We start from the raw sequence: 13,412 nt of genomic DNA, 5'->3' as shown, positions 1-13,412 counted from the left end.
TCAGCGCCTCACTGCCGCCAGGCCCTGCGGCCGGATCGCCAGCACGACGACCATGATGACGAAGGTCAGCATCACCGCATAAGTCGGCATGTAGACCGAGCCGAACTGCTCGGCGAGGCCGACGATGAGCGCCCCCATCGCCGCGCCGGGGATCGAGCCCATGCCGCCGACGATGACGACGACGAGCGAGGACAGCAGGATCTTGGTGTCCTCGCCTGGCTGCAGCGACTGGAAGGTGCCGCCGACGACGCCAGCTAGGCCCGCAAGTCCGGCGCCGAAGGCAAAGACCATGATGAAGACGAGCTGCACGCGCACGCCGGTGGCCGAGAGCATGTCGCGATCGTCGACGCCGGCGCGGACCAGCATGCCGATCCGGGTGCGGTTGAGCACGAGCCACATCGCGACGCCCAGGATGATCGCGCCGATCAGGATGGCGATGCGGACCAGCGGGTACATCATCATCACCGCCTCGCCATTGCTGCGCAGTGCGACGATGAAGGGCAGTTGGATCGGCCCGGAGAGCCAGTCCGGCGTTGTCACCTGGAAGGTGTCGCCGCCATAGCTCCAGAGCAGCAGGTCGGCGACGATGATCGAGAGCCCGATCGTGACCAGCGTCTGGCGCAGGTCCTGGCCCTCCATCCAGCGGAAGAGCAGCACCTGCATCAGGATGCCGGCCAAAGCGACGATCACGAAGGCGCCGATCAGCGCGGCGAACCAGGAGCCGGTCAGGTTGCCGATGCTGTAGCCGACATAGCCGCCGAACAGATAGAGCGAGCCATGCGCCAGATTGACGTTGCGCATCAGGCCGAAGATCAGCGTGAAGCCGCTGGCGACGAGGAAATAGAGCCCGCCGAGCGTGATGCCGTTGAAGAGCGCGCTCAGGAAGACGCGCTTGCGGCCGAAGGTCAGCTCCATCCACGGTGTCCAGACCGCGAAGATCAGGAAGGCGAGGAGGGCGACCGCGATCAGGATCACCAGCGACCAGATCGGGCGGCGGCCGATGAAGTCAGACATGGCTCGCCTGCGCTTGCGGGAGGCTAACGGTGCGCAGCACCCGGCGATAGTCGCGGGGGGCCATGCCGACATGGGCGGTGAAGAAGCGCGTGAATACGCTCTGGCCGGAAAAGCCTAGGCGGTGGCTGATGCTGGTCACCGGGTCGCTCGACAGCACGATCCTCTCGAGCGCTGCGTCGATTCGGGCGGTATTGGCGAAGATGGTCGGCGTGACGCCGACCTGTTGCCGGAAGAGCTTGAAGAAATGGGCGCGCGACAGCCCAGCCTCGCGCGCCACACGGGCGAGAGCGCCTTCACAAGAAGTGTGCTGTTCCAGCAGGCGGCAGGCGCGCAGCACGCGCCGGTCGAGTGCGCCTTCAGACGTGTCATGCAGCAGCGAGGAGACAAGCTCCGGTCCGATCGGTTCGCTGGAGGCCTGCGCCAGCGCCATCAGCACCGGGGCGAGGTTGAGATCGCGATGCTGCGACAGCAGCATCTCGACCGCCTGATCGCGCCAGGCGGCGAGCTCGCGGGTCACGACCAGCTCGGATGACGGGAAGACCAGCGAACCGGCCGACGGCATGGCCTGCGCCGCCAGCCATTCCGGCTTGAGATAGATGACAAGGAACAGCCCGAAGGAACCCGGCTGCTCCGGCTGGAAATTGTGCGGTTCCCAGGGATTGACCGCAACGCCCATGAAGGGATCGACCCGGACCGTGTGGTCATTGACGGTCACGAGGCCGCGCGACCCGTCGAGGAAGAAGATCAGGTGAGCTTCGCGATGGGCATGCACCACCATTGGGCGATCGAGGTCGTAGATCGACACCCGTCCGAACGGACCGTGGCAGACCGCGACTGCGCGACTCATGGCTCCTCGCGTAGCAAAGCCCGGTGGGCCTAAGGCTGCCTCATCAGGTGAGCCTTCGCCCAACGCCGCACGCAAGAAGCGCGCGACGTCGTTGACCGGAGCGGGACGGCAGGCTGGAAAGGGAGCGATACCTGTCGCGCCCTTTCCAGGGAGTCAGTCGGTTGGGGCGACTAGGGCTTGCATTCCGGATTGGTCCGGGATGGCAGCCCCACCGCCTTGAAGGCGTCCGCTGACAGTCCCATCGTCTTCGAGACATTCGGGACGGTGCGGACGAACTTGTTGGTGAGCTCGCCGTTCGGCGCCTCGACCACCTCGGTGATGAAGGTCGTCGCGATCGCCTGCCGGTCGTCATCGAGCTTGATCGGCCCATTGGGGGCATCGAGCTCGACCTTGGCGAGTTCGGCGCGGAGCTTGGCCCCGCCGTCGGAGAGGTCGGCATTGACCTTCTCCAGACCCATCGCCATGCCGGTGAACGCGTTGTAGTAATTGGTCGCGAACAGCGACGGGCTGGCGAAGCGCTTGTCCGCCGGGAAGGCGTCCTGATAGGCCTTGACCCAGGCCTTCCATTTCGGATCGTCCCAGGCATCCGCAACGCCGCCCGAGGAGGGGGTGCCGACGAGCAGGCGCTTGGCAGCGCCGCGCGAGGACAGCACGGTCTGGTCGACCATGATCGAGCCGCCGACGAACTTCGCCTTGCCGCCGGTCTGGCCGTACTGGTTGAGGAAGTTCACGGAATCGCCGCCGCCGAGCGCGAGGAAGACTGCGTCGACGTCATCGGGAATATTGGCGATGACCGAGCCGAAATCCTTGGTGCCGAGCGGCACCCATTGGCGCTGCACGATCTGGCCCCCGGCCTTGCAGTAGCCGAGGGCGAAGCCGAAGACCTGCGTGTAGGGGAAGGAGTAGTCCTCGCCGATCACGGCGAGCTTCTTGTAGCCCTTGTCCTTGAAGACGTAGTCGCCGAGGCCGGCCATCCACATCGCGCCGTTGCTGTTGAAACGGAAATAGTTCGGCGACGGGTTTACATAGGTCGTCTCGAGCGCGCCCGAAGATGCGTCGACGACGGTGACGTTGGGGACCGTCTTCGAATAGTCGCGCATCGCGATGCCTTCGGAGCCCGAGAGCGGGCCGAGGATGAGCTGGACCTTGTCCTGCTCGACGAGCTTGCGCGCGGCACGGAGCGCCGAATCCGGGCTGGCGTCGGTCGCCGCGATGATGAACTCGACCTCGCGGCCGGCGATCTTGCCGCCCCGCTGCTTCAGAGCGATCTGGGCGCCGCGGACGCCGTCCTCGCCGCCTGAGGTCAGCGCGCCCGAAAGCGTCGCCAATACGCCGATCTTGAGTTTTTCCTGAGCCTGGCCGGTTCCACCGGCCGCAATCAAAGCGCACGCCGCAACGGCGGCCATTAATGCCTTCCGCATCGCATTCACCTCCCTGCGTGGACGGCCGCGCCGAAGGTTTCAACGGCGAAGCCGATGGCGGATTTTTCATTCCGCTCTAAATCTAGGCTAGCACAGGCCGGTCTACTGCCAAGGTCGTAGATATTGCCGAGGGTCTGCTTTTTGTCGCCGGGAGTCTTGTTCCGTTGGCACGGCCGATCACTCCGTATTCCGCCGGGCGGCCGCACCAGAGAACATGCAGGCCTGGCGCATGCTTGGCTCGCATGATCGATCAAAGCGGTTCGCCGGGCGGCGCCCTTGCCTCGGCAATTCCGGATCGGCCAACATCGGGCCGACGATGGCTGCGGCAGAGCAAGCCATCCAGAGAAGGAGAGGCGAGGGCAGATGAGTGGACTCTTGATCACGGGCGGCCGCGTCGTCGATCCGGAAAGCGGCCATGATGGCATCGCCGATGTCGCCATCGCCGACGGAAAGATCGTCGCGATCGGCTCCGGCCTCGGCGATGCCGAGCGCGTGATCGACGCGCGGGGACTGATCGTCGCGCCCGGCTTCATCGACCTTCACGCCCATGGCCAATCGATTCCGGCCGACCGGATGCAGGCTTTCGACGGCGTTACCACGACGCTGGACCTCGAGGCCGGGGTGCTGCCGGTCGCGTCCTGGTATCGCCGTCAGGCGGAACAGGGCCGCATCCTGAACTACGGCGCTGCCACGAACTGGGCTTTCGCCCGGATCGGCGCGATGATCGGGATCAATGAGGAATCGTCCCTCGAAGCGTTCGGGCGCGCCATGCGCGATCCGCGCTGGATGGACAACATTTCCTCACCCGCCGAGCAGCAGAACATCCTCGATCGCATCGCGGCCGGGCTAGACGAGGGCGGCATCGGCATCGGCATCCTGAACGCTTACGCTCCCGGCGCGGGCGTGCAGGAGCTGACGGCGCTGTGCCAGCTCGCCGCCGAGCGCGGCGTGCCGACCTTCACCCATATCGCCTATATGGCGAATACCGATCCGAAGAGCGCTGCGGAGGCCTATATCCGCCTCATCGGCTATGCCGGCGCGACTGGCGCACACATGCACATCTGCCACTTCAACAGCTCCAGCAAGACCGATGTCGAGCGTTGCGCGCGGCTGATCAAGAAGGCGCAGGAGCAGGGCCTGCCGATCACGGTCGAGGCCTATCCCTATGGCACGGGCTCGACCGTGATCGCGGCCGCATTCTTCAGCGACCCGGAATTCGAGCGCCGCAACGACACGCGCTACCAGCAGATCCAGCTCGTCACGAGCGGTCGCCGAATCCAGGACCGCGAGGACCTGCTGTCGACGCAATCGGAGGATCCGTCGCAGCTCGTCCTCTGGCATGTACTCGATACCGAGAACAATACCCGCCACCGCGATATGCTCGATCTCTCGGTCCTGTATCCCGGCGGCGCGATCGCCTCGGACGCCATGCCCTGGTCGATGCCGGACGGGTCGACCTATACCGGCGATGCCTGGCCGCTGCCGGATGAAGCGACCTCGCATCCGCGGTCATCGGGCACCTTCACGCGCTTCCTGCGCCATTGGGTGCGCGAACGGCAGGCGGTCAGTCTGCAGGAGGGGATCGCAAAGTGCACATTGATCCCTGCCGAGATCCTGGCCGAGAGCACGCCCGCCATGCGCGACAAGGGCCGGCTGAAGGCCGGAGCTGACGCCGATGTCGTGGTCTTCGATCTCGACCAGCTCACGGACCGGGCGGAGTTCTCGGCGATGAACCAGCCGGCCGAAGGCGTCCGGCATCTCATCGTCAGCGGCGAGCCGGTCATCGCCGACGGGCTCATGAATGTCGCAGCCAGGCCGGGCCGGCCGGTACGCCGCCCGTTCGGCACGGCGGCTTAGGGCCATGCCGGTTCCGATCCTGCTGGTCACGGGCTTTCTCGGAGCCGGCAAGACGACGCTGGTCAATCGTATCCTGCAGCAGGCAGACGGCCGCCGCATTGCGGCCGTCGTCAACGATTTCGGCGCCATCAACATCGACGCGGAGCTGATCGCCGGCGCCGAGGACGGGGTCGTCAGCCTCGCCAATGGCTGCATCTGCTGCTCGCTGGAAGGCGATCTGCTACGGACGCTCGCCAATCTGCTGCGGCGAACCCCGCGGCCCGAGGCCATCGTGATCGAGACCAGCGGCGTCGCCGATCCCGAGGATATCATCCGCAACCTGATGGATCCGGTGATCTGGCGCGAAGCCCCCCTGGAGACCGTGCTATGCGTCGTCGACGCCGCATCGCCGGAGACGGGCCTCGGCGACCCCTTGCTCTTGAGCCAGCTGCGAGCCGCCGATCTCGTCGCCATCAGCAAGGGCGATCTTGTCGACAAGCCAGCCCTCGATGCGCGCCGCGGCGCCCTGTCGCAGATCAATCGCAGGGCCACCCTCGTCGAGGAGACCGGAGGGGATATCCCGCTCGATCTCGTCTTTCCCGAGGTCGGGACGGCCCGCGAGCGGACGACGCGCCCGAAGAGACCGAGCGTCGACCGTTTCGAGAGCTTCAACTGGACGTCCGGGGAGCCGATTTCGCTCGCTGGCTTCCAGCAGGCGATCGGCCGACTTGCGCCGCGGCTCGTCCGCGCGAAAGGCATTCTCGAAACGGTCGAGAAGCCGGATGTCTGCTATCTCTTCCAGCTCGCGGGTGGAAAGGCCACGCTGGCGCCGCTCGGCCGGGACGATCCGGCGCAGGGCGGCACGCGCATCGTCTTCATCGCGGAGGTCGACAAGATCGCCCAATCGGAGATCGATGAGGCGATGAGCCGGGCGGGACGAAAGTGCGGACAAGCATCCCCCGGGAGCCCGGCCGAGCTCCAAGGCTGAGGTCCGCCGCCGGCCACGGAGCCAATCAGCTATCGGCGGGAAAGGTCTGCTGCCACTGCGCTTACGGCGCGCCGGGTCGCGTCGACGATCTGATCGGCCTCCTGTCTCGTCAGGCAAAGCGGCGGCGCGAAGCCGAGGATATCGCCCTGTGGCATGGCGCGAGCAATGACGCCTTGCTCCAGCAGGGCGGCGGCGATGCGTGGGCCGACCTTTTCGGAGGGATCGAAGAAAACGCGGTCATCCCTGTCGCGGACGAATTCGACCGCTGCCAGCAGGCCTTCGCCGCGGACCTCGCCGACGTGGCGATGATCGCCGACAGCGTCCTGCAGCGACGCATTGAAATAGGCGCCGACCTCGCCAGCATTACGCACGAGATCGAGCTCGTCGACCAGTTCGAGATTGGCGACGCCGGCGGCTGCGCAGAGCGGATGCGAGGAATAGGTCCAGCCATGGCCGATCGGGCCGAACTCGTCCGAGCCCTGCTCCAGCACGCGCCAGAATTTCTCTGAGACGATGACGCCGGAGAGCGGCGCATAGGCTGAGGTCAGGCCCTTGGCGATGGTAATGAGGTCGGGCTCGATACCGTAATGGTCGGAGCCGAACATGCTGCCGAGACGGCCGAAGCCGGTGACGACCTCGTCGGCGATCAGCAGGATGTCGTACTTCCTGAGCACCGCTTGGATCTTCGCCCAATAGCCCGCGGGCGGCGGCACGATGCCACCGGTGCCGAGCACCGGCTCGCCGATGAAGGCGGCGATCGTCTCCGGTCCCTCGGCCTGGATCAGCTCTTCGAGCTTGTCGGCGCAGTGCTGCGCGAATTGCTCCTCGCTCATGCTGCGATCCGCGCGGCGGTAGTAATAGGGCGCCTCGGTGTGGAGGACCGGCGCCTTCGGCAGGTCGAACAGGTTGTGGAAGGCGGCGAGACCGGTGAGGCTGCCGGTCATCACGCCCGAGCCGTGATAGCCACGCCAGCGCGAGATGATCTTCTTCTTCTCCGGCCGCTTCAGGACATTGTTGTAGTACCAGACCAGCTTGAGATTGGTCTCGTTGGCGTCCGAGCCCGACAGGCCGAAGAAGACCCGGCTCATGCCCTTGGGCGCTCGCTCAACCACCATCTTGGCGAGCTTGATCGACGGCTCCGAACCATGGCCGACATAGGCGTGGTAATAGGGCAGCTTCGCCGCCTGCTCGGCGATCGCGTCGGTGATGGACTTCCGGCCATAGCCGACATTGACGCAATAGAGCCCGGCAAAGGCGTCGAGGCTGCGCTTGCCGTCGCGATCGACGATGTAGACGCCCTCGCCACCGGCGATGATGCGGTTCGGCGTCTCGCCGCGGGCATGCTGGCCCATATGCGTCGAGGGATGGAAGAAGTGGTCGCGGTCCCAGGCATCCAGTTCATTGTCGGTGCGGGCGGGTTGGTCGAGCATAGCAATCATCCTGATGAAAAGGGGAGGAGCCTCAGTTCAGGTCGAGGCAGAGATATTTGAGGTCGGTGAAGGCCTCGAGGCCGTGGCGCGAGCCCTCGCGGCCGAGACCGGATTGCTTCATCCCGCCGAACGGGATCGGGGCGCCGGTGATCTTGACGCGGTTGACTGCGACCATGCCGTAGTCGAGCGCCTTGGCGAGGCGCGCGGCTCGGGGGCCATCGCGGGTCACGACATAAGCGACGAGGCCGTATTCGGTGTCGTTGGCGCGGGCGATGACCTCGTCCTCGCTGTCGAACGGGGCGACGGCCGCAACCGGCGCAAAGGTCTCCTCGCGCATGATCAGCGCCTCGTCAGGAACATCGGCGAGCACGGTCGGCGCCAGGAAGAGCGGGCCAGGCATGGCGCGCTCCGGCGTCAGCCGTTTCGCGCCGCGTGCCAAAGCGTCGACGATCTGGGCTTCGGCCTTGCGTTTGGCGGAGGCATGCATCAGCGGGCCGACCTCGACGCCATCCTCCAGCCCGGCCCCGACCCGCAGCGCCGCGGTCTTCTCGGCGAAGGCAGTGCAGAAGCGCTCATAGAGGCCGCGCTGCACATAGATCCGGTTCGCGGCGAGGCAGTCCTGGCCGGAAGTCGCGAATTTGGCATCGATGGCGATCGCCACGGCACGGTCGAGATCGGCGTCGTCGAAGACGATCAGCGGGGCATGGCCGCCGAGCTCCATGACCACGCGCTTGACGGTCGAAGCCGCATTGCGGGCGACGATCCGGCCGATCTCGGTCGAGCCGGTGAAGCTGACGGCGCGCACCCTCGTATCGGCACAATAGGTCTCGGCGATCGGCGCGGCATCGCCGGCGACGATGTTGAAGACGCCTGCCGGCAGTCCGGCGCGATCGGCGAGCTCGGCCAGCGCCAGCGCCGAGAGCGGCGTATGCGAGGACGGGTGGGCGACCACGGTGCAGCCGGCGGCGAGGGCGGCCGCGGCCTTGCGCGTCAGCATGGCGGAGGGGAAATTCCAGGGCGTCAGCAAGGCGGCGACGCCGACCGGCTCACGCGAGAGCGACATCTGCGCACCCGGCAGATGGCTGGTCACGCCCTCGGCGTTCACCCGCAGCGCTTCCTCGGCGTAATAGGCTATGAAGTCGGCGGCATAGGCGATCTCGCCGCGCGATTCCGCCAGCGGCTTGCCCTGCTCCAGCGTCATCAGCAAAGTGAGGTCCTCGGCCGCCGCCAGCATCTCCGCGTGCCAACGTCGCAACAGCGCGGCGCGCTCCTGCGGCAGCAGCGCTTTCCATTTCGGGAAGGCGGCGTGAGCCGCGTCGATCGCCTGCGTCGCTTCGGTGGCGCCAAGCGCTGCGACCTGTGCGACGAGGGCGCCGGTGGCAGGATCGGTCACCGGGAAGGTCTCGCCATCGGGCGCGGCGGTCCAGCGCCCGCCGATATAGGCAAGCTGCCGCAGCAGGCGGCGGTCGGCGAGACCAGACAAGCCGGGATGCTCGGCCGGCTTGGCAATCGCCGCTTCCCGTTTTGCCGTAGCCATCATTGCGTTCATGACCATCCTCCCTCGATTGACGACGAGGCTAGGCGGAAGGCTGGCGAGACTGTCTTCGAAGTGCCGGCTGTGCACCGAGACAGTCTCGGAACTTCGGGGCGGCGCCGATAGACTCTCGGCGCGCCTTCAGCCCAGCACCGAGGCCAGGAATTCGCGGGTGCGCGGCTGCTCCGGCGCGCTGAAGATGCGCTCCGGCTCGCCCTGCTCGCAGATGCGGCCCTTGTCGAAGAAGCAGACCCGGTCGGAGACTTCGCGGGCGAAGCGCATCTCATGGGTGACGAGCAGCATGGTGAGATCGTGCTCGCTGGCGAGGCCGCGGATGACCGAGAGCACCTCGCCGACAAGCTGCGGATCGAGCGCCGAGGTCGGCTCGTCGAAGAGCAGCACGCGCGGGCGCATGGCGAGGGCGCGGGCGATGGCGACGCGCTGCTGCTGGCCGCCGGAGAGCTGGGCGGGGTAGTGGTCCTTCTTGTCGGCGAGCCCGACCATGGCGAGGAGATCGACGGCGCGGCATTCGGCCTCGCCGCGCGGCAGGCCGAGCACCCGCAACGGCGCCTCGACGACATTGCGCAGCACCGTCATGTGCGGGAACAGGTTGAAGCTCTGGAAGACCATGCCGACATGGCTGCGGATCTGGCGCAGATGGCTATCCGAGGCCTTGAACGGCCCGCCGGCATTCGGTTCGTGATAGGGCATGCTGGCGAGCGTCAGCCGTCCCTCCTGGAACGGCTCCAGCGTCATCAGGATGCGCAGCACCGTCGATTTGCCTGACCCCGACGGGCCGATCAGCGTGACCTTTTCGCCGCGGGCGACGCTGAAGTTGAAATCGTCGAGCACGGTCAGCGCGCCGAAGCGCTTGGTCACGCCGGCGAACTCGATGATGGGGGCCTGGGAGGTCTCGGTCATCGCAGCGGAATCCCTGCTTTCGGCAGCGCCTTCTGCAGCCGGTGCAGGCCGGCCGAGCAGATCAGCGTGAGGAGGAGGAAGATCAGGCCGACCAGCGTCAGCGGCACGAGATATTCGAAGGTGCGCTCGCCGATCATGTTGGCGAGCCCCATCATCTCGAGCACGGTGACGACGGAGAGCACCGGCGTCTCCTTGATCATGGCGACGAGGTAATTGCCCATCGCCGGCAGGATGCGCGGCACGATCTGCGGCACGACGATGTCGCGATAGGTCTGCAGCCGGGAGAGGTTCAGCGCCGTCGCCGCCTCCCATTGCCCGCGCGGCACGGCCTCGATGCCACCGCGATAGACCTCGGAGGTATAGGCCGAATATTGCAGCCCGAGCGCGAGCGCTCCGGTCAGGAAGGCCGGCAGTGTGATGCCGTAATCTGGCAGCACGTAGTAGAGGAAGAAGAGCTGCACCAGGAGCGGCGTGTCGCGCAGGAACTCGACGACGATCGCCGTCGTCCAGGACACGGCCGTGAAGCGGCTGCGCCGCAGCAGTGCGAAGACGAGGCCGAGCACCAGCGCGATCGCGAAGCCCGCTGCAGCCGCTTGCAGCGTCACGGTGAGGCCGATCAGGATGATCGGCAGGATCGAGGACGCGTAGGTGAGCGGCGTCGTCGTATCCCATTCGAAGCCGTACATCATGCGCGGCTCCTCACGAATGCGCCGCGCGCGGGAAGGCAGCGCCGCGCCGGACCAGCCGCTCGATCAGCCGCATGATCAGCATCAGCACCAGCGACATCGCGAAGTAGCCGACCAGCGTCAGGCTGTAGACGCCGGCGCTGTCGAGGGTGAGGTTACGGATCGACTGCGCCCGGAAGGTCAGGTCGGCGATCGAGATCAGCGAGACCAGCGAGGACAGTTTCAGCGTCTCGATGGCGAGATTGCCGAAGGCCGGCATCATCTCGACCAGCGCCTGCGGCAGGGTGATGTGGAGAAGCGTCTGGGCGCGGCCGAAATTCAGTGCCCGCGCCGCCTCGTGCTGCTGGACGGAGACCGATTGCAGCGCGCCGCGGACGATCTCGGAGCCATAGGCGCCGACATGCAGTGACAGCACCAGGATGCCGGTGGCGACTGGCTCGAAGCTGATCCCGACGAGCGGCAGGGCGTAGTAGAACCAGAACAGCTGGACGAGCAGCGACGTCCCACGGAATAGCTCGGTGTAGCAGAGCGCCACCAGCGACAGCACGCGCCCGCCTTCGACCCGGGCGATACCGGCCGCAAAAGCCGCGACAGCGCCGATCGCGATCGCCGATAGCGTGATGCCGGCGGTGATCAGGGCGCCGCGCGACAAGGCGGGCAGATAGGACAGCCACTCCATCCGGCAGGCTCCGCGACGAGGTTGAACAGGCGTGGAGCTCCGCCCACCGCGGGGGCGGGCGAAGCGATCTCTGTCAGAAACCTATTTGCCGGCGCAGAGATCCTCGACCTTGCGATCCGCCGCCGCCTTGATGCTGGCGTCCGACAGGCCGTAGGTGCCGAGGATCTTCTTGTAGTCGTCGCTCTTGCGGAACTCGACCAGCGCGGCGTTGAAGGCGTCGCGCAGTTCCTTGTCCTCCGGCCGGAAGGCGAAGCCGCCGAAATTGCGGACCGGCTTGCCGTTGACCACCGGGTCGGTGAAGGGCGCGACCTGTTCGACATTGGCCTGGCCCTTGGCGAGCGAGGCGACGGTGAGCTCGGTCGCGGCATAGGCGTCGGCGCGGCTCTGGACGGTCGCGAGCGCGTCGGCATTGGCAGTGATGAAGATCACCTGGCTGTCCTTGACGCCGACGGCGCGCAGGAAGTCGATATTATTGGCGCCGGAGACGACGGCGACCTTGAGCGACGGGTCCTTGGCGATGTCGGCATAGGTCGCCAGCTTCTTCGGATTGCCCTTCTTCACCAGCAGGCCCTCGCCATAGGAGGAGTTCGGTTCGGTGAAGGAGACCTGCTTGCAGCGCTCCGGCGAGATGTTCTGCTCGGCGGCGACGAAATCGAAGCGCTTGGCCTTGAGGCCGGGGATCAGCGTGCCGAACGGCGTGACCGACCAGTTGGCCTCGGCGACGCCGAGCTTCTTCAATACGGCATTGGCGACATCGGGGCCGATGCCGGCCGAGGTGCCGTCATCCTTCATGTAGGAATAGGGCACCTCATTGGCGGTCGCGACGCGGATATAGCCCTGGTCCTTGACGTCCTTGAGGCTGGTGGCGCCAGCGGCGGCGAGGCCGGCGGCGAGAGCAATGGCGGAGATCCCCGCGATCTTCAGAAACGGCATCTGCAATTCTCCTCTGGTTGATGTTTCTCCGCATGCCGATTGCTTCGGCTTCTCTGGCGTCTTCGCGCCGGCGGTTGGCTTGGACCGGTCGCCCGGCCGGATGGGTCAGGGCGCCTCCGTCAGCACGGCGAGCACCGAGAGGCAGTCGCCCGCCTTGATCAGCCCGGGGACGTGGCGGGCGGCGAGCACACCATCCATCGCGGCTTGGTATTCGGCCGGAGCGAGTCCGGTCTTCCCGACGGGATAGACCCGGGCGATGACCTCGCCGGCACGCACGGGCTCGCCGAGGTCGTGCTCGAAGACGATGAGGCCATCGTCCTGAGCGAAGGTGAAGCAATCGGCCGAGGGCATGTCGAGCCAGCTTGTCGACGCCGTCTCGGGGGCTCCGGCGAGGATGCCGGCATGCCTCAGCAGATTGCTGGCGCCGCGCCGGGCGATACCGATGCTGCGCGCGCTAGCGGTCCCGGCGCCGCCGAGCTCGGTCGTGACGAAGACCTTGCCCATCGCCTCGACGGTGGTGTCGAGCATGCCGACGGCGTCGATCTCCAGCATCTTCATCGAGTAGGGCGCGGAGAAGGCGGCGACCGCCGCAAAGCAGCGCCCCTCCTGCGCCTTGTCCGGCAGCTCGTGCGCGGCGGCATAGGGCAGGAAGTCGAGCGTCTTTCCGCCGGAATGGAAGTCGAGGACGATGTCGGCGAGCGGCACGAGATGGCGCGTGACGTAGTCGGCGATCTTTTCAGTGACGCTACCGTCCGGCCGGCCGGGAAAGCTGCGGTTGAGATTGCCCTTGTCGATCGGCGAAGTGCGCGTGCCCGCCCGGAACGCCGGATAGTTCAGTGCCGGAACGATGATCACCCGGCCCGAGACACGGGCCGGATCGAGCGTGCGCGCCAATTCGAACAGGGCCGCCGGCCCTTCATATTCGTCGCCATGGTTCGCGCCGGTCAGCAGCGCGGTCGGCCCGTCGCCGTTCGCGATCACGCAGATCGGGATCATCACCGAGCCCCAGGCGCTGTCGTCGCGGCTATAGGGCAGGCGCAAATGACCGTGCTGGACGCCCTGCGCCGAGAGGTCGAGCGTTGGCGTCACCGGCGAAGGGCGGGGCGAAGCGGTCAGCATCGCC

The 13,412-nt window shown here is 66.6% G+C and carries 12 protein-coding genes; 2 read left to right on the top strand and 10 right to left on the bottom strand.

The annotated features are described in order from the left end of the window. The 3 genes from ACWIGM_RS20190 to ACWIGM_RS20180 form a co-directional block, all read right to left on the bottom strand. On the bottom strand, nucleotides 1–1,014 hold the full coding sequence (locus tag ACWIGM_RS20190; RefSeq protein ID WP_454027733.1) for a branched-chain amino acid ABC transporter permease: 1,014 nt from the start codon (nucleotides 1,012–1,014) through the stop codon (nucleotides 1–3). Then, nucleotides 1,007–1,861, bottom strand: a complete 855-nt coding sequence (locus ACWIGM_RS20185; protein WP_454027732.1) for a helix-turn-helix transcriptional regulator — start codon at nucleotides 1,859–1,861, stop codon at nucleotides 1,007–1,009. Before ACWIGM_RS20185 ends, ACWIGM_RS20190 begins: the two co-directional genes overlap by 8 nt. 170 nt (nucleotides 1,862–2,031) lie before the next feature. After that, complete coding sequence (locus ACWIGM_RS20180; RefSeq protein WP_454027731.1) at nucleotides 2,032–3,282, bottom strand: ABC transporter substrate-binding protein; 1,251 nt, start codon at nucleotides 3,280–3,282, stop codon at nucleotides 2,032–2,034. A gap of 363 nt (nucleotides 3,283–3,645) precedes the next feature. Here ACWIGM_RS20180 and ACWIGM_RS20175 point away from each other — a divergent pair, with 363 nt between their 5' ends. Both ACWIGM_RS20175 and ACWIGM_RS20170 read left to right on the top strand, forming a co-directional pair. Then, the gene (locus ACWIGM_RS20175) at nucleotides 3,646–5,139 is read left to right on the top strand and encodes an amidohydrolase family protein (RefSeq protein ID WP_454027730.1); all 1,494 of its coding nucleotides are present in this window, start codon (nucleotides 3,646–3,648) and stop codon (nucleotides 5,137–5,139) included. Between the two features lie 4 nt (nucleotides 5,140–5,143). After that, complete coding sequence (locus ACWIGM_RS20170) at nucleotides 5,144–6,106, top strand: CobW family GTP-binding protein (RefSeq protein WP_454027729.1); 963 nt, start codon at nucleotides 5,144–5,146, stop codon at nucleotides 6,104–6,106. A gap of 29 nt (nucleotides 6,107–6,135) precedes the next feature. Here ACWIGM_RS20170 and ACWIGM_RS20165 read toward each other — a convergent pair whose 3' ends face one another. The 7 genes from ACWIGM_RS20165 to doeB form a co-directional block, all read right to left on the bottom strand. Next, entirely contained in the window at nucleotides 6,136–7,536 is a 1,401-nt protein-coding gene (locus ACWIGM_RS20165; protein WP_454027728.1) for an aspartate aminotransferase family protein, read from the bottom strand. Between the two features lie 31 nt (nucleotides 7,537–7,567). Then, on the bottom strand, nucleotides 7,568–9,076 hold the full coding sequence (locus ACWIGM_RS20160; RefSeq protein ID WP_454028030.1) for an NAD-dependent succinate-semialdehyde dehydrogenase: 1,509 nt from the start codon (nucleotides 9,074–9,076) through the stop codon (nucleotides 7,568–7,570). A gap of 135 nt (nucleotides 9,077–9,211) precedes the next feature. Further along, the gene (gene ehuA / locus ACWIGM_RS20155) at nucleotides 9,212–9,991 is read right to left on the bottom strand and encodes an ectoine/hydroxyectoine ABC transporter ATP-binding protein EhuA (RefSeq protein ID WP_454027727.1); all 780 of its coding nucleotides are present in this window, start codon (nucleotides 9,989–9,991) and stop codon (nucleotides 9,212–9,214) included. After that, a complete protein-coding gene (gene ehuD / locus ACWIGM_RS20150) occupies nucleotides 9,988–10,680 on the bottom strand; it encodes an ectoine/hydroxyectoine ABC transporter permease subunit EhuD (RefSeq protein ID WP_454027726.1) in 693 nt (230 codons plus the stop codon). The genes ehuA and ehuD overlap by 4 nt, the downstream gene beginning before the upstream one ends. A 10-nt stretch (nucleotides 10,681–10,690) precedes the next feature. Next, nucleotides 10,691–11,356, bottom strand: coding sequence for an ectoine/hydroxyectoine ABC transporter permease subunit EhuC (ehuC, locus tag ACWIGM_RS20145; protein ID WP_454027725.1), 666 nt, complete (start codon nucleotides 11,354–11,356; stop codon nucleotides 10,691–10,693). A gap of 81 nt (nucleotides 11,357–11,437) precedes the next feature. Beyond that, nucleotides 11,438–12,289 carry an ectoine/hydroxyectoine ABC transporter substrate-binding protein EhuB gene (ehuB, locus tag ACWIGM_RS20140; RefSeq protein ID WP_454027724.1) on the bottom strand — a complete coding sequence of 284 codons (852 nt, stop codon included), beginning with the start codon at nucleotides 12,287–12,289 and terminating at the stop codon, nucleotides 11,438–11,440. Between the two features lie 105 nt (nucleotides 12,290–12,394). Then, nucleotides 12,395–13,408 (bottom strand): N(2)-acetyl-L-2,4-diaminobutanoate deacetylase DoeB, encoded by a 1,014-nt coding sequence (gene doeB, locus ACWIGM_RS20135; RefSeq protein WP_454027723.1) that lies wholly within the window; start codon nucleotides 13,406–13,408, stop codon nucleotides 12,395–12,397. Nucleotides 13,409–13,412 lie beyond the last annotated feature (4 nt).

It is taken from the genome of Allobosea sp. NPDC055332 (assembly GCF_053645455.1).
This window is presented reverse-complemented; position numbering and strand designations above follow the sequence as displayed.